At 37.4% G+C, this 19,788-nt stretch carries 19 protein-coding genes; 10 read left to right on the top strand and 9 right to left on the bottom strand.

The window, feature by feature from the left end:
* Position 1: 1 nt before the first annotated feature.
* Complete coding sequence (locus tag MNY27_RS05415) at positions 2 to 1,063, bottom strand: efflux RND transporter periplasmic adaptor subunit (RefSeq protein ID WP_152184730.1); 1,062 nt, start codon at positions 1,061 to 1,063, stop codon at positions 2 to 4.
* A complete protein-coding gene (locus MNY27_RS05410; RefSeq protein ID WP_346391957.1) occupies positions 1,064 to 2,398 on the bottom strand; it encodes a TolC family protein in 1,335 nt (444 codons plus the stop codon).
* 115 nt (positions 2,399 to 2,513) lie between these two features.
* On the opposite strand from MNY27_RS05410, the gene flgA reads away from it, so the two are divergent.
* The 9 genes from flgA (at position 2,514) to MNY27_RS05365 (ending at position 11,799) form a co-directional block, all read left to right on the top strand.
* Entirely contained in the window at positions 2,514 to 3,392 is an 879-nt protein-coding gene (gene flgA / locus MNY27_RS05405; RefSeq protein WP_152184728.1) for a flagellar basal body P-ring formation chaperone FlgA, read from the top strand.
* Entirely contained in the window at positions 3,389 to 3,919 is a 531-nt protein-coding gene (locus MNY27_RS05400; protein WP_152184727.1) for a UbiX family flavin prenyltransferase, read from the top strand. The genes flgA and MNY27_RS05400 overlap by 4 nt, the downstream gene beginning before the upstream one ends.
* Entirely contained in the window at positions 3,920 to 4,417 is a 498-nt protein-coding gene (gene coaD, locus MNY27_RS05395; RefSeq protein ID WP_152184726.1) for a pantetheine-phosphate adenylyltransferase, read from the top strand.
* Positions 4,402 to 4,977, top strand: coding sequence for a dTMP kinase (tmk, locus tag MNY27_RS05390; RefSeq protein ID WP_152184725.1), 576 nt, complete (start codon positions 4,402 to 4,404; stop codon positions 4,975 to 4,977). Before coaD ends, tmk begins: the two co-directional genes overlap by 16 nt.
* Positions 4,978 to 5,046: 69 nt before the next feature.
* Positions 5,047 to 6,261: a histidine--tRNA ligase gene (gene hisS / locus MNY27_RS05385; protein ID WP_152184724.1), complete on the top strand. Its 1,215-nt coding sequence runs from the start codon at positions 5,047 to 5,049 to the stop codon at positions 6,259 to 6,261.
* A complete protein-coding gene (locus tag MNY27_RS05380) occupies positions 6,261 to 8,000 on the top strand; it encodes an FMN-binding glutamate synthase family protein (RefSeq protein WP_152184723.1) in 1,740 nt (579 codons plus the stop codon). The genes hisS and MNY27_RS05380 overlap by 1 nt, the downstream gene beginning before the upstream one ends.
* Positions 8,001 to 8,009: 9 nt before the next feature.
* Entirely contained in the window at positions 8,010 to 9,839 is a 1,830-nt protein-coding gene (speA, locus tag MNY27_RS05375; RefSeq protein WP_152184722.1) for a biosynthetic arginine decarboxylase, read from the top strand.
* An 8-nt stretch (positions 9,840 to 9,847) separates the two neighbouring features.
* Positions 9,848 to 10,549, top strand: coding sequence for a serine O-acetyltransferase (gene cysE / locus MNY27_RS05370; RefSeq protein ID WP_152184721.1), 702 nt, complete (start codon positions 9,848 to 9,850; stop codon positions 10,547 to 10,549).
* A 77-nt stretch (positions 10,550 to 10,626) separates the two neighbouring features.
* Positions 10,627 to 11,799 (top strand): pyridoxal phosphate-dependent aminotransferase, encoded by a 1,173-nt coding sequence (locus tag MNY27_RS05365; RefSeq protein ID WP_152184720.1) that lies wholly within the window; start codon positions 10,627 to 10,629, stop codon positions 11,797 to 11,799.
* Between the two features lie 10 nt (positions 11,800 to 11,809).
* Here MNY27_RS05365 and MNY27_RS05360 read toward each other — a convergent pair whose 3' ends face one another.
* From MNY27_RS05360 to MNY27_RS05330, 7 genes are all read right to left on the bottom strand, one after another.
* The gene (locus MNY27_RS05360; RefSeq protein ID WP_152184719.1) at positions 11,810 to 12,013 is read right to left on the bottom strand and encodes a hypothetical protein; all 204 of its coding nucleotides are present in this window, start codon (positions 12,011 to 12,013) and stop codon (positions 11,810 to 11,812) included.
* Between the two features lie 16 nt (positions 12,014 to 12,029).
* The gene (lpxD, locus tag MNY27_RS05355; RefSeq protein ID WP_152184718.1) at positions 12,030 to 12,980 is read right to left on the bottom strand and encodes a UDP-3-O-(3-hydroxymyristoyl)glucosamine N-acyltransferase; all 951 of its coding nucleotides are present in this window, start codon (positions 12,978 to 12,980) and stop codon (positions 12,030 to 12,032) included.
* Between the two features lie 4 nt (positions 12,981 to 12,984).
* Positions 12,985 to 13,458 carry an acetolactate synthase small subunit gene (gene ilvN, locus MNY27_RS05350; RefSeq protein ID WP_188109502.1) on the bottom strand — a complete coding sequence of 158 codons (474 nt, stop codon included), beginning with the start codon at positions 13,456 to 13,458 and terminating at the stop codon, positions 12,985 to 12,987.
* Positions 13,458 to 15,155 carry an acetolactate synthase large subunit gene (locus MNY27_RS05345; RefSeq protein WP_152184716.1) on the bottom strand — a complete coding sequence of 566 codons (1,698 nt, stop codon included), beginning with the start codon at positions 15,153 to 15,155 and terminating at the stop codon, positions 13,458 to 13,460. The genes ilvN and MNY27_RS05345 overlap by 1 nt, the downstream gene beginning before the upstream one ends.
* A 101-nt stretch (positions 15,156 to 15,256) precedes the next feature.
* Positions 15,257 to 17,383: a WD40 repeat domain-containing protein gene (locus tag MNY27_RS05340; RefSeq protein ID WP_152184715.1), complete on the bottom strand. Its 2,127-nt coding sequence runs from the start codon at positions 17,381 to 17,383 to the stop codon at positions 15,257 to 15,259.
* Positions 17,384 to 17,390: 7 nt separating this feature from the next.
* Positions 17,391 to 18,593 (bottom strand): threonine ammonia-lyase, encoded by a 1,203-nt coding sequence (ilvA, locus tag MNY27_RS05335; protein ID WP_152184714.1) that lies wholly within the window; start codon positions 18,591 to 18,593, stop codon positions 17,391 to 17,393.
* A 9-nt stretch (positions 18,594 to 18,602) separates the two neighbouring features.
* Entirely contained in the window at positions 18,603 to 19,034 is a 432-nt protein-coding gene (locus MNY27_RS05330) for a CoA-binding protein (protein ID WP_152184713.1), read from the bottom strand.
* A gap of 164 nt (positions 19,035 to 19,198) precedes the next feature.
* Between MNY27_RS05330 and MNY27_RS05325 the strand changes: the two genes are divergently transcribed.
* A complete protein-coding gene (locus MNY27_RS05325) occupies positions 19,199 to 19,669 on the top strand; it encodes a hypothetical protein (RefSeq protein WP_346391956.1) in 471 nt (156 codons plus the stop codon).
* Positions 19,670 to 19,788 lie beyond the last annotated feature (119 nt).

Raw genomic sequence — 19,788 nt, 5'->3', positions numbered from 1 at the left:
TTTATCTGTCCTCATTTACAACTACTTGACCATAGCTTGGAAGTAAAGAGAGTTTTGCTTCTGATGCAGTAGCAACCGGCTCTTCAATACACTCGGATATAATTGCTTCACGGTCATTTTGAAGTAACACATCTACTTTTTTTGCAGTGAACTTTTTATCTTTATAGAGCATTGCATACACACCGTCTGTTTTATGAAGGAGAGCATTAAGTGGCAGTGTACAGCCCTCAGCACTGTCAACAACAACTGAAATCGTTTTGAAAGATTTGTTTGCATACGGCAATGCTTTAAAAGGCTTCACTTCTGCGACCAAAAGTGCATTCTTTGCATCATCATATCGTTTTGTAACTTTTCCTATAAGCTTGTTGTTCAAATAAACTTTTTGCCCCTCTAAGATAGGCTTTGTTGTATCTACGAAAGAGAAGAGTAATTTCTGGTCATCAGAATTAAGTGTTAAAAGTGCTTTTCCAGGAAGTGCCAAAGAGCCATCATTTGCAAGTTTTGAACCGACTCTACCGTTAAAAGGAGCTCGAATATTGAGGTATTTGAGTTGTGATTTTGTCTGTTTTATCTTTTCATCGACTGATTTTAAAGCTGAAAGCTTGTTTTTATAAACAACATTGGATGTATCATATGCTTCTTGCGATATTGCAGCAATTGCAAAGAGCTTTTTGTTTCTCTCTAAGATATTTTTAGCATTGTCTAAATCTGCTTCAAGAGCTACTTTTTGCTGACGCAGAGATGCCAATGTCGCTTTTATCTCTGAATCATCAAGTGCGATAAGCAGTGCACCTTTTTTGACTACATCATTCTCATTGACATAGATCTTTTTGATATTTGCGCTGAACTTTGATGCAATGTAGGCACTGTTAGTTGCTACAATCTCTGCTAGAAATACTCTACTCTCTTCTACTCTTTTATTCTGCGCATGCACTACATCTACATTGTGTGTATACATTTTAGGTGTTTGCAAATGCGCAACAGCATCTTTTTGTTTTTTTAGAAAAATCCCTGCACCCACAACAACAACTGCAACAATAACTAATGCTATAATCTTTTTCATCTACTTCTTTTCTCCTCTTTCTAACAGATAATCTATGTAATATTTTGCTTTTTGAAACTCATACTTTGCGTTAATCATTTTGGCATAGGCAAGTTCAGCTTTTGCTCGTGAATCAAGCAGATCTGTCAATGTCACAGCACTGTTTTCATACTTAACTGCTTCAACTTTTGCAATCTCATGCAGGAGTTCATATTGTGAAAGTGCAGCATTGTACTCTGACTTTGCAAGGGTCAGTTTACTACGTGCTACTTTTAGATTTTTATCGATTTCAAGCTTGATATCTTCTTCTTCAAGTCTAGTGCTCATAAGTGCGAGTTTCTCTTTTTGAACCTGAGATGATTTCGAGCCAAAATCATAAAGATTCCATTTCAAGTGCAATCCTACCTGCCAGATTGTCTCATTGTTAAAGTCACCCTTGTTGATATATGTCGTATTGGTTAAGGGAGAGGTGTTTGTCGTTGCATTAGGTCCCATGCTGTACCCATAGTAAGAACTAAAATCAATTTTTGGATAGTAACTTGCATAAGCACTCTCGACCTTTTTTGCTGCTAGATCACTCTTAAGTGCATAGAGTCTGTATCTGCTGAGATTTTCTATACTACTTGGCGCAGCATCTTCTTTATATTCGATATTTATATTGAGAGGCTCCTCATTTGCAAACTCTTCTCCACCGATAAGTGTCGTGAGTGTAGCTCGCAGTATCTCAATATTTGAGCGGATTTTATCTTCATTGGAACGACTTGCTTCATAGGAGTTCTTTGCTTTTAATGTATCAAGTTTTGACTTACTTCCCAGTTTATAGGCTGCTGCAATCTTTTCATAGAGTTGAAACTGTGATGCTGTGTATGACTCTTGCGCTTGAAGTTGTTCATCTAATGCGAGTAAAGAGAGATAAAGTGTTCTCACATTATAAATCAACTCTTCATGTCCAAGCTTTGATTTTATAATAGAATTTTTATATAAAATATCTGATATTTTATAAGAGTTCTGTTGTGCAAAACCATTAAAAAGTACTACATTGTAAGCAATTCCTGCAGTTGTCAAATCATTCGTTGTTGGAATCTTATATGCACCATCCACTCCACTAACAATATCCATAGGTGTAAGTGGTGCAAGTGTTCGTGAATTGTTATAGTGATCATAATTAGCAATCAGATTAATACGACCAAAGTTCTGTGCTTTTTTAGATGCTCTGTTGGCTTTTGACTGTTCAACTTCTAAAGATATTTTCTTTAGAGAGTTGTTATGCTGTAGTGCTTTTTGAATTGTCTCATCCAGACTCATAGCATGCAAAGATGCGTAAACAAAAAGAGGTAAAAAAAGTTTTTTATTCATTCTCTGTTGATCCTTTAAAAGGAAATATAGTTGTGTTATATTACTTGTTTAATATTAGCATATCGTTAAGATTAAGTATTTTCATGCTAAAATCCGCACAAACAAGGGTTGAAATATGCATATTTTCACAAAAGCACTCTTTATTCTTTCACTGCTGTTTTTAACACTGCAAGCAAATCAAGAACTGCAACATGAATACAGTGTAACAGGTAAAGATATAATGCTCTCAGATATTGTAAACAGTCCAAAAGAAGATGCACGCTTATTTCAAATATCTCCATCAAGACACTCCAAACGAGTAAAAAGCAAAGAACTTCTGAGATTACTTAAAGAGTATGGTTACAAAAACTTTCAAGCAAAACATGCCTATGTGCAATTCAGTCAAAAAAGCCCTATAAATACAGATAAAATAAAAAATAGTCTCATTGAGTATTACCAAGAAAAGTACAAAGATATAAAGATAGAAAAAGTGGACCTGCTTCCAAGTAAATATATGACACACCTACCAAAAGAGTATAAAGTAGGCTTTTCAAGAAATGCCTATCTCTCACGCAAAGGCGTTTTATATATCAAAACACCGGACAATAAAAAAATCTTTTTCAACTATAATATGTACGCAAGATTAAATGTTTATGAAACAAAAAAGAAGATAGAAAAAGGCGAAGAGTTATCAGAGTTAAATTGTAAAAAAAAGAGTATAATACTGGAAAAATTTAGAGCTATGCCTCTTATGGATCTACCAAGAGCACGCTATGAAGCAAAACACAGACTTAAAAAGTTCTCACTGCTTACACAAAGAGATGTAGTCGGACTTTTTTTAATCAAAAGAGGCTCGCATGTCAATGTTTATCTTCAAGATGAAGGTGTCTATATCACTTTTGGTGCAAAGGCATTGCAAAGTGGTCGATATGGAGACACTATCACTGTAGTAAATCAAAACAAGAAAAAAATCCATGTGAGAGTCATAGGTAAAAACAGAGCAGAAGTTAGATGAAAAAAAGAAAAATAATTATTGCAACAAGTGGTGCAAGTGGAGTAAACCTTGGGTTAAAGGCTCTCTCTCTACTACCAGAAGAGATTGAAAAGCACTTTATAATGTCTGAGCACTCAGAAGTCGTGCTGCAAAAAGAGATGCAAAATGTTATAACACACAAAAATGAAGATATTTCTGCCTCAATAGCATCTGGATCTTTTGGTGTGGAAGCGATGCTTGTTGCACCCTGTTCTATGAATACTTTGGCAAAAATTGCCTGTGGTATAGCAGATAATCTGGTCACTCGTGCAGCTGCAGTTATGTTAAAAGAGCACAAAAAGCTCATACTTGCTCCACGTGAGATGCCATTTTCAGCTATAGCTTTAGAAAATATGCATAAATTGGCCTCTTTAGGTGTCATCATAGCACCTCCTGTTATGGCTTACTATTCAGAGCAGCAAAAACTTGACGAGATGGAAAACTTCATCATAGGAAAATGGTTTGACTTACTTGATATTGAAAATGATTTATATAAAAGGTGGAACTAAATGAGCGATCGTAAAATTGCCCTCTATCCAGGTACATTTGACCCTATTACAAACGGTCATTTTGACATTATTGAACGTGCCCGTAATCTTTTTGATGAGGTTATCGTCGCTGTTGCAGAGTCAAAAGATAAAAAACCGATGTTTACGCTTGAAGAGCGTATTCATATGGCAAATGTAGCTGTCAAAGAGATAGATGGCGTTCGTGTTGTTGGATTTGACAATCTTACAGTTGAACTTGCACATGAGCACGATGCAGGTGTGCTTATACGCGGGCTTCGAGCAGTCAGTGATTTTGAGTATGAGCTGCAACTTGGTTATCTGAACAACTCTCTTGATGAGAGCATTGAGACAGTATATCTGATGCCAAAGCTCAACCATGCTTTTATCAGCTCTTCCATAGTAAGAAACCTTCTAAAGTTCAATGGCAAAACAGAACATCTTTTGCCACGTGAGGTACAACTAATCATAGGGAGTATGAATTCATGTACATTGCAATAGAAGGAATAGATACTGCCGGCAAGAGTACACAGATAGCAGCGCTTCAAAATGCCTACCCTGATGCTATCATTACAAAAGAGCCAGGTGGAACTGCCATTGGAGCCCAAATCCGTTCTTTGGTTCTCAGTGCAAAAGCACAAAGCAAAAAAGCAGAGTTTTTACTTTTTTTGGCAGACCGTGCTGAGCACATAAAAGAGGTCATAAAACCAAATCTTGACAAGATGATTATCTCTGATCGTTCAGCTGTCAGTGGTGTTGCCTATGCTCTCACGCAAGGTGAAATTGGTGAAACTGCCCTAGTGCATTTTAATAGATTTGCAACAGATGGCATCTATCCGCAAAAAGTATTTCTGCTCAAACTGACAAAAGAAGAGCTAGAGTACCGTCTCTCACAAAAAGAGCTTGATGGAATTGAACTACGTGGCAGTGAGTACCTTTTAGCTATTCAAGATGCTATTATAGAGGCTGCTAAACTCCTTGATATCGAGCTTGTAGAGATTGATGCTACAAAAAAAATAGAAGATATAACAAAAGAGATATTAAATAATATCAACTCCTAAACTCCTTACAAGAGAAAAAATGATATTATTGTACTACTAAGATTACATTACAATTTTCAAAGGAAACAGATGATTAAATCACTCAGAGGGATGAATGATATTCTCAGTAAAGAGGAGTCCCAGAGATTTACATATTTTATAGACACTGCTACAAAAGTAGCCCTTAGATATGGATTTCATTATATTGAAACACCTCTTTTGGAAGAGACTGCCCTCTTTAAGCGTTCAGTCGGAGAGTCGAGTGATATTGTCGGTAAAGAGATGTATCAGTTCGAGGACAAAGGCGGTAATGATGTCTGTCTTCGCCCAGAGGGTACTGCAGGTGTGGTACGTGCCTTTATTCAAAATAAGCTTGACCGTGCAGGCGGAACGCACCGCTTTTTCTATCATGGACCTATGTTTCGTTATGAGCGGCCACAAAAAGGTCGTCTGCGTGAATTTCATCAGTTTGGTGTAGAGAGCTTTGGGGTTGAGAGTGTTTATGAAGATGCTATTATGATTATGATGGTTGCAGATATTTTAGGTGAACTTGGCATTGGATACCGCTTACAGCTTAACTCTCTTGGGTGTAAAGAGTGTATGCCTCCTTATCGTGACAATCTAGTCAGTTTTATAGAGAGTGTTGAGCGTGATATCTGTGAAGATTGTCAAAGAAGAAAGTCAACAAACCCTATCCGCGTGCTTGATTGTAAAAATGAAAAGTGTCAATTTCTATATGAGACTGCTCCAAAACTCATGAGTTCACTCTGTGAGAGCTGTGAAAGTGATTTTAACAAACTCAAAACTATTTTGGATGCAAACAACATCGCGTATGAGATAGATACAAATCTCGTGCGTGGGCTTGACTACTACTCAAAGACTGCTTTTGAGTTTGTCAGTGACAACATCGGAAGTCAGAGTGCAATTGCCGGTGGCGGACGCTACGATCGCCTTGTAGAATTTTTAGATGGACGCCCTACTCCTGCTGTCGGTTTTGCTATGGGAATCGAGCGTCTGTTAGAGCTTATTGAAATGCCTGAGGGCTCACGTGAAGGCTATTTTCTTGGTGCTATGGATGATGAAGCCGTTGAACTTATCATTTCACTCACACAGAAAAAAAGAAAAACAGATAAAGCGAGCTGTGATTATCGTGCAAGAAATCTCAAAAACCATCTTAAATCTGCAGACAAAGTTAATGCCCGATACTGCTGTGTAATCGGTTCAAATGAACTTGAAAATGGCACAATTTGGGTAAAAGACTTAGAAAATAAAACAGAACAAGCTCTAAATATAGAAGATTTATAATGATTGCAGCAGACAACTATGTAGATACTCTTTGGCACCTTTTTCTAGAATTTTTAGAATTTTTCATCTTAGGACTACTAGTTGTTGTCACTGTTTTATACTTTTATGACAAATATGTACAAAGAAAACACGCACTTTTAATTAACTACCCGGTAATTGGGCGTTTTCGCTATTTTTTTGAAGCACTGCGTGAGCCACTGCGCCAGTACTTTGCAGAAGAGACTTTTTATGAATCAAAAGACAAAGTTGACTGGGTCTACAAAGCTGCTAAAGATAGACCAAACTATCAATCTTTTTCAGTAAATCAACCATTTTCCGGTTCACGATTTATTATTAAGCATGCTTCAAGTGTTTTAAATGAAGGTGAAGTAAGTGATGATACAAGTGTTGTATTCGGTCAAAACAGAGAGCATCCTTTCATCTCACCCACCCCTATTATCCGTTCTGCTATGAGTGATGGTGCACTCTCTCCTGAAGCTGTTCGTGCTTTCAGTATTGCAGGGCGAGATTCAAACCTTACTATAAACATCGGCGAAGGCTCTTTGACATCCAACCACCTCTTTACACTCAAGCCCAATCCAGAAAAAGATAAATATCTTGAGATAGTCAAAAGTACACCCTATGCAGAATTTTTTTTTAAAATGGGTGATTTTTTCTTTAACAGAAAAATAGCACTTAAATGGTATCGAAATGCACTTCTGAATAAAAAAACACAAAACACCTACATCTATGATACTACTTCACATGTACTTTTTCGTGTAAACTGGGATGCACCACTGGAAGCATTTCCAAAAGAGGTGCCACAAGAGATACCAAATATGATTTTTCAGATGAGTTCAGATCTTTACGGTGTTCGAGATAAAGATGGTAATTTTGATGACGAAAAATACCAAAAAGTGATGAAGTTCTGCCGTATGACAGAAATAAAGATTGCCCAAGGTGCAAAACAGATCGGTGGAAAACTTGCAGGGAAAAAAGTTACTGCTGACATCGCTTATTATCGGGGAGTACCAGAGGGCAAAGATATCTTCTCACCAAACAGGTTTCCCTATGCAGACACAACAGAACAGCTTTTAGACTTTATTTCAAGATTACAAAAGATCTCAAAAAAACCGGTAGGCTTTAAAATTGTTATCTCTGATGCAGCTTCTGTTGAAGAATTGGCACGTGCAATACAAAAACATAAAGAGGCCGGTAAAACAATTCCTGACTTTATTACCGTAGACAGTGGTGAAGGTGGAAGTGCAACTGCTCCACTAGAACTCATGGAGTCTGTTGGACTAACAACAAACAATGCACTCTACATCTTAGATACTATTTTAAAACAATACAATCTCCGTCAAGAGATTAAAATCATTGCCAGTGGTAAAATTCTTACACCAGATGATGCTATTATTACCCTATGTATGGGGGCAGATGCCATTGGAATAGCTCGTGGATTTATGATGAGTGGTGGTTGTATCAGGGCCCGTATGTGTTCTGGTTTTGGCCCACACGTCTGTCCTGTTGGTATGGCAACGCAAGATGAGAAAAAACGGGCTTCATATCTTGTTGTAAAAGAGGGGCGTGAGATTGGAAACTATCATAAAAATCTTATTAAGAGTATGAAAGTAGTACTGGCTGTTATGGGTATAAAACATTTGAAAGATCTCAATAAAAAACGTCTGACATTCAAAAATAGAAATGGCGAAATCTATTTTGATATTGATCAGTACTTTCATCATAAACTACATGTATAGGTAAAGATTTTGAAGAACTTTGGTTTAGATATATGGGCAAATAAAAACTTTATTATCGAAGAAGGTGAGGTCCGACTCAATTACAAATCAATGCCCTCACTTTTTGAAATAACAAAATCGATCAGAGAAGAAGGTACACGTGGTCCTTTACTGCTTCGATTTCCACATTTGATAAAAAAACAGATACGCAGTCTTTATTCCCACTTTGACAGTGCTATAAAAGAAAACAACTATCAAGGTAGTTTCAATGCTGTTTTTCCTCTAAAAGTAAATCAGTTTCCTCACGCAGTCCATGCTGTTGTCAATGAAGGAAAAGAGTATAACTATGGTCTTGAAGCCGGTAGTAAAGCTGAGCTTATTCTTGCTATGGCAAAGACACCAAAAGGTGCAAATATTACAGTAAACGGTTTTAAAGACAAAGAGATGATTACACTTGGCTTTATTGCAGCACAAAGCGGACATAATATTACCTTGACCATTGAAGGACTTGGAGAGTTAGAAACTATTATCGAAGTAGCTCAAGAATCGAATCTAAAAGTACCACATATAGGTATTCGCGTGAGGCTGCATTCTACAGGAAGCGGTGTCTGGGCAAAAAGTGGTGGAATGGATGCAAAATTTGGACTCACTTCAACAGAAATTTTAGAAGCAATAACACTTTTAAAAGCTGCGAACCTACTTGAAAATTTAAGCATGATTCATTTTCATATCGGTTCACAAATGGTTGATATCGCTCCTATTAAAAGAGCTTTGCGTGAGGCTGGGAACTTCTATGCCGAGTTAAAGAAGATGGGAGCAGATGCACTTCAAAACATCAATATCGGTGGTGGACTTGCCGTTGAGTATGACCAGCACTCTCACGCAAAGAGTCATAACTACTCCATTGAAGAGTTCTCAAGCTCAGTTGTTTTTCTCCTTGGGGAGATCATGGATGCAAAAGGGGTTGAACACCCAAATATTTTTACCGAATCAGGTAGATTTATCGTTGCTTCTCACGCAGTACTTATCACCCCTGTCTTAGAGCTTTTTACACAAGACTATCATGAAAAGCTTTTAAAGTTTAAAGAGAACAATCCTCCGCTTATTGAGGAGTTGCGTGAGCTCAATCGACTGCTGAACACTAAAAACTGTATTGAGTACCTCCATGATGCACTGGATCATATAGAATCTCTTTTAACACTTTTTGATCTAGGTTATATTGACCTGCAAGACCGATCAAATGCTGAAATTTTGGTGCACAATATCATTAAAAAATCACTCTACCTTACAGCATCATACAAAACAGATGAACTCAAACAGCTTCAAGTCAATCTTCAAGAACGTTACCTTATCAATGCATCGGTTTTTCAAAGCCTGCCAGATTACTGGGGACTCCAGCAACACTTTCCTATTATGCCCATTCATCATCTTAATGCTGACCCTCTTCGAGCAGCTTCTTTATGGGATATTACCTGCGACAGTGATGGAGAGATTGGTTTTAACCCGAACAAACCTCTCTACCTGCACGATATTAATCTTGATGAAGAGGAGTATTTTCTGGCTTTTTTTAATATTGGTGCCTATCAAGAGACTTTAGGCATGCAGCATAATCTTTTTACCCATCCTAGTGAATATACTATTACCATAAATGACACTGGTTATACGATAGAAAATTGTGTAGAGTCAAAAAGCATACTTGATATTCTTACATCTATCGGTTATGATGAAGAAGAAATCTTAAAAAAAATTAAAAGTGACCTAACAGCAAGTGACTTTATCACAGAAAAAGAAAAAAGTGATACACTTACAAAGCTAGAAACTTTTATCTATCAAAATGGATATCTAAGAACTACAAACTAAGGAATTTTATGGGAATTTTTACAGAGATTAAAGAAGATTTTTCAAATGCATATAAGAATGATCCAGCTTTAAACTCAAGATTGGATTTCCTGTTTAACTACCCTGGTGTATGGGCTGTAGCATGGCATAGAGTTGCACACAGACTCTACAATGCGAACTTTAAACGTTTGGCTAGAATCCTTATGGGAATCACGCAGATTTTAACAAACATAGATATCCACCCTGCCGCTAAAATTGGAAAACGTGTATTTATTGATCATGGAACCGGTGTTGTCATTGGTGAAACTGCTGTTATCGAAGATGATGTCATTATCTATCAAGGTGTGACACTTGGTGGTGTTTCACTGACACACGGTAAAAGACACCCGACTATCAAACAAGGTGTAGTTATTGGTGCCGGTGCAAAAGTACTTGGAAACATTGAGATAGGTGAGCATGCGAAAATCGGTGCAAACTCTGTTGTTGTTAAACCTGTACCTGATTGTTCAACAGCCATCGGTATTCCTGCCCATGTGATTGAAAAAGGAAGATGTAAGGATCCGTTTATGCACAATATGCTTCCAGATATCAATAAAGAGATGTTTGAGTACCTTTTAAAAAGAGTTGCTGTCTTAGAGCATATACTCGTAAAAGACAACAGAGAGGTTCTTGAACAAGACTTAGAACTTGAACATATCTATGAATCTTTCATCAAATCAATGAAAAATTAAAAAGTTTTTCCTCTTCTCAACTTAACTACATCATATTTTTAGTATAATTTCTTCAATATTTCACCTAAAGGGTTTTTATGCTTACAAAACGCATTAATACACTATCTGAATCGATTACTATCGCGGTATCTACGCTTGCACAAGAGTTAAAAGCTGAAGGAAAAGATATTCTCAGTTTTTCTGCCGGTGAGCCTGATTTTGACACACCACAGGTTATTAAAGATGCAGCTATTGCTGCTATTAACAGTGGTTTTACAAAATATACCGCAGTGGATGGTATTCCAACTCTTAAAGAGGCTATTGCTAAAAAACTCAAATGTGATAACAGTTTAGAATATGCACCAAACCAAATCATCGTAAACAATGGTGCAAAACATTCACTTTTTAATCTTTTTTCTGCAACTATTGAAGATGGAGACGAAGTTATCATCCCTGCACCATACTGGGTTACTTACCCTGAACTTGTAAAGTACTGTGGTGGTAAACCTGTAACAATAGCAACAGATGACTCAAGTGGATTCAAAATCACTCCAGAGCAGCTTAAAAGTGCTATCACTCCAAAAACAAAGATGCTTATCTTGACAACACCTTCAAATCCAACAGGAGCAGTTTACTCTAAAGAAGAGCTCACAGCGCTTGGTGAAGTGCTTAAAGGAACAAATATTCTTATTGCAAGTGATGAGATGTATGAAAAGCTTACATATGATGGTGAATTTGTTTCTACTGCATCTATCAGTGAAGATATGTTTAAACGTACGATTACGATTAACGGCCTCTCTAAATCTGTTGCTATGACAGGATGGAGATTTGGTTATATGGCTGCATATGACACAGAACTTATCAAAGCAACAAAAAAGCTTCAGTCTCAAAGTACATCGAATATCAATTCCATCACACAGTATGCTGCGATTTCTGGACTTGACGGTAGTGCGGATGATGATATCGCTATGATGAAAAAAGAGTTTGTAAAGCGTCGCGATGAAGCTGTAAAACTTTTCAATGAAGTAGATGGTCTTAGCGTACTTAAACCTGATGGTGCTTTTTATCTTTTTGTAAATATCAAAGAAATCAGCAACGATTCACTTACATTCTCACAAGAACTTCTAAAAAGTAAAGGTGTAGCAGTTGTTCCAGGTGTTGGTTTTGGTAGTGAAGGTTATTTTAGATTTTCATTTGCAACAGGTATTGCAACGATTCGTGAAGGAATCAAAAGAATTGATGAATTCGTCCAGGAGTTCAAAACAAAGTAGGTTTTTCAACCTACTTTAGCTCCTGAAGTGCTTTTATCACTTCATCTAAGTTTTCAAGTGGAATATGTACCTTCCACTCCGGATTATTAGCATCTCCACTTAAAGAGATTCCGATACTTGCCACTGTACCACTTCCCTCTCCATACGGATTCTCTAGTTTTGTTACAGAGATAACGCCATTTTGTGTTCCACTAAGTGCAATTGTCTTACTCATAAAAACTCCTTATATTTTATTTGATAAGTCTAGCAAGTTTTCCCTGAATTTTAAGCCATGCTTTGTGTTCCATAAATGGGAAGCCTGCAAATGTTTTTCCACTCTCTTTTACACTTTTTGTTACACCACTACGTGCTGCAAAAGTATTAAAAGGTGCGATCTCCAAGTGTCCTGCTGCACCTGACTGTGCACCAAACACATTGTTTTGGCCAATGATTGTTGAACCTGCAAAACCTGATTGTGCAGCTGCAACACTTCCTTTTCCAAAGACACAATTATGTGCTATTTGAATCAAGTTGTCTAGACGTGCACCTTTTTCTATAAGTGTAGAGCCAAATACTGCTCTGTCTATTGACGTGTTTGAACCAATTTCCACATCATCTTCAATAACAACATTACCTATATGGTATATCTTTTTATGCTCTCCGAGTCTGTTAGAAGCAAAACCAAAACCATCACTTCCAACTACTGTTCCGGCATGAATGATACAATCATTTCCAACCTTACAGTCACGGTAAATGACAACATTCGGATAAAGTATAGTATTGTCCCCTACTTCAGTACTTGAACCGACATAGACACCTGCCATAATAGTTGTGTTTTTCCCTATCTTCGCACCGGGTGCAAGTGTAGCTGTAGGAGCAACACTGCTGCCCTCTCCAACAAGAGCTTTGGGAGCATCACTATCTTCTAAAGGTGGTGCAAAATACTTTGAAAGTGTTGCCATCTGCCAGTATGTATCTTCAACGACAAGTGCCACTGAATGCATAGGGACATACTCTCTTGTAGCTTCTGTTACTAAAATAGCACCTGCTTTAGATGTTGGAATCTCTTTTACATATTTGGGATTTGCTACAAATGAGAGCTCACTCTCATTTGCATCTTTAAGGGTATTTAAGGAAAGGATTTCTTTATCATCACCATGAAACTCTGCACCGACTATCTTTGCAATTTCACTTAGCTTCATAATGCTATCTCTCGAGTGCTACAGCACCGCTTCGTACAATCTCTTTTGGATTGTATCGTTTGATGGCATTGAGGTAATTATCAACACGTTTTGGCTCATCTGCAACCATTGCGATAACGATATTGTCACCGACATTGACGATTTTACCGTTGTATGCTTCACTGATAGCATTAATATCGCTTAAATTCTCTGTGATAGGAAACTTAACCATTGCCATCTCTTTTTCTACCATATCTTCATGTTCATAAACACGAAGTACAGGGATGAGTTTATGCAGTTGCTTCGTGATTTGCTCCATTACACGCACAGACCCTGATGTTACAATCGTCAAACGAGAGTATTTTGAATCTGGGATCGGTGCAACTGTGAGTGATGTAATGTTATAACCACGCCCAGAAAAAAGGTCTGTAACACGAGACAAAACACTTGCTTCATTTACTACGATAACTGAGATTACTCTTCTTGCATTCTCACTCATTATTTACTCTCCTTTTTCTCTAATAGCATCATGTTAAAGAGGCTTCCACCTGCTGGGACCATCGGCATAACATTTTCAAATCTCTCAACTAAAACTTCAATAAAAGCAACAACACCCTTTTCCACAGCATCTTTGAGTGCTGCATCAAACTCCTCTTTTGTACGGACTCTGTATCCTATTCCACCGAATGCTTCTGAGAGTTTTACAAAGTCTGGCTGTACGCTTAAATCTGTCTCAGAGTGACGTTTGTCATAAAAGAGTGTCTGCCACTGACGTACCATTCCAAGGAAGTTATTATTTAAGATGATGTTGATAACCGGCAGTTTTTTCTCAACTGCTGTCATTAACTCTTGACAGTTCATTAGTATTGAGCCATCACCCGTAAAGTTTATACTTATCTTATCTGGAGAAGCCGCACGTACACCAAGTGCTGCAGGAAAACCAAACCCCATAGTACCAAGTCCACCTGAACTTATAAATTGACGCGGTCTGCTAAATGGATAGAACTGTGCTGTCCACATCTGGTGCTGTCCAACATCTGTAGAGATATTTGCATCATCACCAAGAAGCTCACCAACTCGCTCAATTACCCACTGCGGTTTAAGTCTCTCACTGTCCTCGTGATATGTAAGTGGATGCAGCTCATCAAAGTTATTGATAGTTTCTCTCCATGACTCATATCTCTCAGCATCGATTTTATCAACTTGCTCAAGCATCTCTAAAACAACGTTTTTAACATCTCCAACGATTGGAAAGTCTGCATTAACAAGCTTAGAGATAGAAGCAGGGTCAATATCTACATGAATAACTTCTGCATTCTTTGCAAATTCAGAAAGCTTCCCTGTTACACGGTCATCAAAACGTGCACCAAGAGCAATGATCAGATCTGTTTCACTCATTGCCATATTCGCAGCGTAAGACCCATGCATTCCAAGCATTCCAATAAGTAGATCATCATCATGTGCAAGCGTTCCACGTGCCATAAATGTCTCAACAGCAGGAATACCGGTTTTATGAACAAAATCTCTTACATCATATGCTGCATTTGCATTGATAATACCACCACCTAGATAAAAAAGCGGGCGCTTCGCTTTAGCGATTGCTTCCATCGCTTTTTTAATCTGACGAGGATTTCCTTTGACATGAGGCTTATATGTCTCAAGATTGAGATCGATATCATAATTAAACTCTGCGATCTGTGCTGTCACATCTTTAGGGATATCAACATGAACAGGACCCGGACGCCCAGAAGATGCAATATAAAATGCCTCTTTAAGTATGCGTGGAAGGTCTGCTGCATCAGTTACAAGATAGTTGTGCTTTGTACAAGAGCGTGAAATCCCTACTGCATCAATCTCTTGGAATGCATCTGTACCGATAAGGCTCATAGGTACCTGACCAGAGATAACAACTAAAGGAATAGAATCCATATAAGCATCTGCCAAACCAGTGACCGCATTTGTAAAACCAGGACCAGAGGTAATCATTGCAACACCTACTTTGCCACTTGCTTTTGCATATCCTTCTGCTGCGTGGACTGCTGCTTGCTCGTGACGATTTAAAATGTGTTGGAATTTGTCTTGTTTGTATATCTCATCATAGACATTCATTATTGCTCCACCAGGGTAGCCAAAAACTGTGTCTACACCTTCTGCAATAAGTGCTTCAATGACCATCTGTGCGCCACTAATTTGCATGAAAAGTCTCCTCTAATTGTTTATATATTAAAAATTTGCTCATTATATTAAAAAATAACTATATTAGAGGTTAAAAGGGGATGTAATTTCGAGACAAAAAGCTAATCTAAGATTGAATCGACTATCATTGATGGTCGCCACATTGTAAACGAACCTTTTTTCAAGAATTCAAGGTTCAATTTAGTCTCAGGGTACATATCTTGAAAAAGATTGAAAAATGCCTCTATTTGTTCTGAAACACCAAAGTTCACTACATAGTTTTTGATACTGTTTTCTATCTTTGGACGCTCTACTCCACGCTGCAAGGCATCTTCAAGCTGCACCATATATGCAAAAGCAAAAACAGTCGCAAGTGCTGCATACTTCGAACTTGTTCTCATATATTTCTGCATCACTGCTTTTACTCCGTTAATATTGCCAAATGCAGCAGCTGCATTTGCCGTATGCAGATCTTTATTCCACATCTGTTGCAGTTTTACGCCATCTTTTGTCTGCATCAGATCTTCAGAAACTGCCATCATATCATACGCTGTCTCCATATCATTGTCACGTACAGCATTGAAAAACTTTGCTTTTGATTCAAGATCTATCATAAAATTACGTGCTTCATCTTTAAAGCCTTCAAAATCCTGGAGTATACGCAGTATCTTAATAGCAGAATGAAGCTCCCCTTCTTGCATAAACTTTTGTGACTTTATATACAGACCATCAGCATACTTCATTAAACTCTCATACTCCGGCAACTCTCGCAAAAAAGGGTTCTGTTTTATAAGTTCTGAACAGATTGTAAACTCTTTTTTTGAAATCGCATTACGAAAACGCTTGTAGATTTCAGCCTTACTGAGTACTTCTTGAATAAATTTTGTTTTTTCACTCATACCTCGATATGGTGCCAATATCTCTTTTGCAAGCGGTGCTGTCTTTGGATCAAGTACATATTGTTGTGCTTGAAAAAATGCTTTTTTCCATCGCTTTTCAAGCGCTTTATATGTTGCAGACTCCTTATAGACAGGAAATCTGTTCGCAAGTCCGTAAGCAAGAGCAAGCTTGCCTTCTTTTGCAAACTGAACAAACTTCGGAAAGTCTGTATAGTCTCGAATGAGCTTTTGAATGATTTTATTTTTGCTTGGCATATGTTTAAACTGCCCAAAAATAAGCATCGCTTTTGCTCTGTCACCTTTTTGCAGTGCAATTTTTGCCTTTTGTAAAGAGTTTTCCCAAAAATTTGCAATCAGTGAATATATCTGTGTATAGACTAAAAGAGGATTGATATCAATGACTTTTTGAACCAATCCAAACTCTTTTTCCTGAAGTAACTTTTTTAAAGTATCAGTTCCCTCAAAAATATCATAGTAGATTACAAAACCATCTGCCGTCCCGATGATTAGAAAATCATTATCCTTATCAAATGCCAAACTTGTTACCGGTGAGGTTATCTTAATATATTTTGCAGAAATAAGTTTATAGGTTTTCAGATCAAAAACAATGATATAGCCAAGCTGTGTTCCTAAAAACAGGAACCTTTCTTCTCCATCGAGAACCAAGGCTGTCACTTCGTCATGAATTCCCTGCAGACGATTCAGTACTTTTCCACTGTAAATATTCCAGATAATTGCAGATGATTTTTTATCAATACTTATCAGTTTGTTTCTATGGAAAAACTTCAAATGCATAACAGGTGCAGAATGTGATTTCAACTTATTTTTTGGCGTCATGGTTACAAGAGAAAAAAGAGAGATTTTTCTGTCATAACTAGCAGTTGCAACCCAGTTTCCATTACCTGAAAATGCTATATCATTGATAGTATCTGCGTGAGGAGGCAGTGTAAAAACAAGTTTGCCACTCTCTATATCAAAAGCAAAACTTTTTCCGTCATCTCCACATGAAAACATATAGCGAGAAAGCGGATCAATAGCGACACAAGAGACTTCGCCATGGTGACGGTCCACTTTTGTTATCATCTTCTTTGTCTGTGTGCTAAATAATCTTGACTCTTTGAGATCTAAGGACAAAAGAGCAAAGTAGTTACCATCATTCGAAAAAGCAACTACAGGGGTTTTATAGCGTTTGTACGTAACCCCAACTTTAAAGCCGTTTTGTAGTTCAAGGTTCTCTTTATTAAAATAACGCACAGCCGTCTCTGCATCAACAACCAAAAGAGTATTGTCATCAAGAATTTTCATCAATATAACCGGTTTTACAACACTCTTACTCTGTACTATTTCCATAATAGACTCAATCCCTTAAATAACCCTCTTTTTTGAGAGCTGCGTGAATCTCATCTTGATGCTCTTTACCTTTTGTCTCCATATGTACCGTTACGTTTGCATCACCATAATCGAGTGATGTAGATGTTCTGTCATAAGCAATATGAACGATATTTGCATTGAGCTCTTGAAGTATCTCTGTAAAACGCATCAGTGATCCAGGTTTATCAACAAGCGTTACTGTAACTTTCATTTTACGATGCGATTTTAAAAGACCCTTTTCAATGATAACAGAGAGCAGTGTTACATCCATGTTTCCACCACTGAGTACTACAGCTACATTTTTTCCTTTGAGCTCATCGAGTTTATGATGAAGCAGTGCAGCCACGCCAACAGCACCAGCACCCTCAACGACAAGTTTTTGTTTCTCTAAAAGATACAAAATAGCACTTGCGATCTCTTCATCATCAACACTGAGTACTTTATCAACATTTTTAAGTGCATACTCAAGCGTTATAGGCGATGTATCACGTACAGCAATTCCATCAGCAATTGTTCTTACACTTGTTGAATCAATCGGTTTTTTATTTTCATATGACTCTTTAAAAGCAGGTGCACCGCTTGCACTCACACCTATTACTTTCACATCTGGGTTTGTCTCTTTAATTGCGGTAGATATACCTGCAATCAATCCACCTCCACCAATAGGTACAATAACAGCATCAAGTTCTTGGCATTTATCCAGTATCTCAAGTCCGATTGTTCCCTGTCCTGCGATAACATCTTCATCTTCAAAAGGGTGGACAAAAGTAAGATTGTTCTCTTTACCATATTGCAACGCATATTCATACGCTTCATCATAATTACTACCGGCAAGAATGACCTCGGCACCATAATGCTTCACACCATTTATCTTGGTAAGCGGTGTTGACTCCGGCATGATGATAACGGCTTTGATATCAAAAAGGTTTGCTGAAAGTGCAACTCCTTGCGCATGATTACCTGCACTTGCAGCCACTACACCATATTCACGTTCTTCTTGCGTAAGAGAGGCAATTTTATTGTATGCTCCACGGATTTTAAATGCACCGGTAATTTGCAGGTTCTCTTTTTTAAGATAGATATTTATACCTGTTATTTCTGAAAAATAAGGAGCATAAGCAAGAGGTGTCTGGGCTACAACCCCTTCGATTCGTTTTTTGGCTTCTTGGATTTTTTCTAAATGTAACAACTAAATAACCTATGCATAAATGTTTCTATGGTCAACCATAGCACACTGATTTTGGACAACTTTCATACCTGCATCTTGCGCTTTTTGCGCTGCTTCATTATTTACTATCCCCTGCTGTGCCCAGAAGACTTTTATATCACCACGTTCAATACAGGCATCTGCTACAGCATCAAGAGCGGCAGGCTTTCTAAAGATATTTACCATATCTACTTCAAAAGGGATCTCAGCTAATGAAATATAAACCTTTTCACCTAAAATTGTCTCACCTTTTGGATATACCGGTACTATCTTGTATCCATGCTCTTGCAAATATTTTGCAACTCTGTGACTTGCTTTACTCTCATCAGGAGAAAGTCCCAATACTGCAATAGTTTTTACACTGTCAAAAATCTCTTTAATCTCATCCATATTTGAATTTACTGTCGGAAATTCGCACTCCATTTCTGTCCTTTTTTATATTTTATCATTTCTCGTCAAATCGCTTAAATTTCCCTATTTAAGGGGTGTTCAAGCATTTTCTATGTTATCATACCTTTGCAAAAAAAGTCCAATTTACTCATATCATTTGGACTATTTTGGGACTCAAATCAATCAAGGAACCAGCTATGAAAACACTTTTAAAACGCATTCCTACCAACACAGCAGGGGTTTTTTATAAGGAAATTGTATCGAAAAATAATAAAATAATAGATAAAATCTTTTTAATCCGCTATACCGATGCAAATAACAAACAAAGGCTAAAAACTATAGGAAAAAAATCTGATGGCATTTCAGAGGCGTATTGTAAAGCAAAACTGAGCGAAATCACTACTCGTATCAAACATGGAGAAGATCTACCCCATATTGCAAGACAAAAATCCAAACTTACTTTTGATGATTTGGCAAATAAATATTTTGAGGATAAAGCATACACCACGAAAGAAGCTCAAAAAGAAAAAGCTCGATACTTAAACCATATTAAAAAGGATATAGGACACTATTACCCTGAGAATATTTCTTCAGATCAACTCTTAAAAATGCAATCCAATTTTAGAAAAAAATTCTCACCAAGAACTACAAACCATCTTATCTTTTGACTTAATTAAAAAAACGGGTGCTTAAAACACCTCTTAAAGTATGGTATATTGGGAGTAAACAAAGGTTTATTTACAAATGATTGTAAAAAAGCTCTAAAATATGTATAAATTGTCAATCT

Source organism: Sulfurimonas sp. NWX79, from assembly GCF_039667035.1.
GTDB lineage: Bacteria > Campylobacterota > Campylobacteria > Campylobacterales > Sulfurimonadaceae > Sulfurimonas > Sulfurimonas indica.
This window is presented reverse-complemented; position numbering and strand designations above follow the sequence as displayed.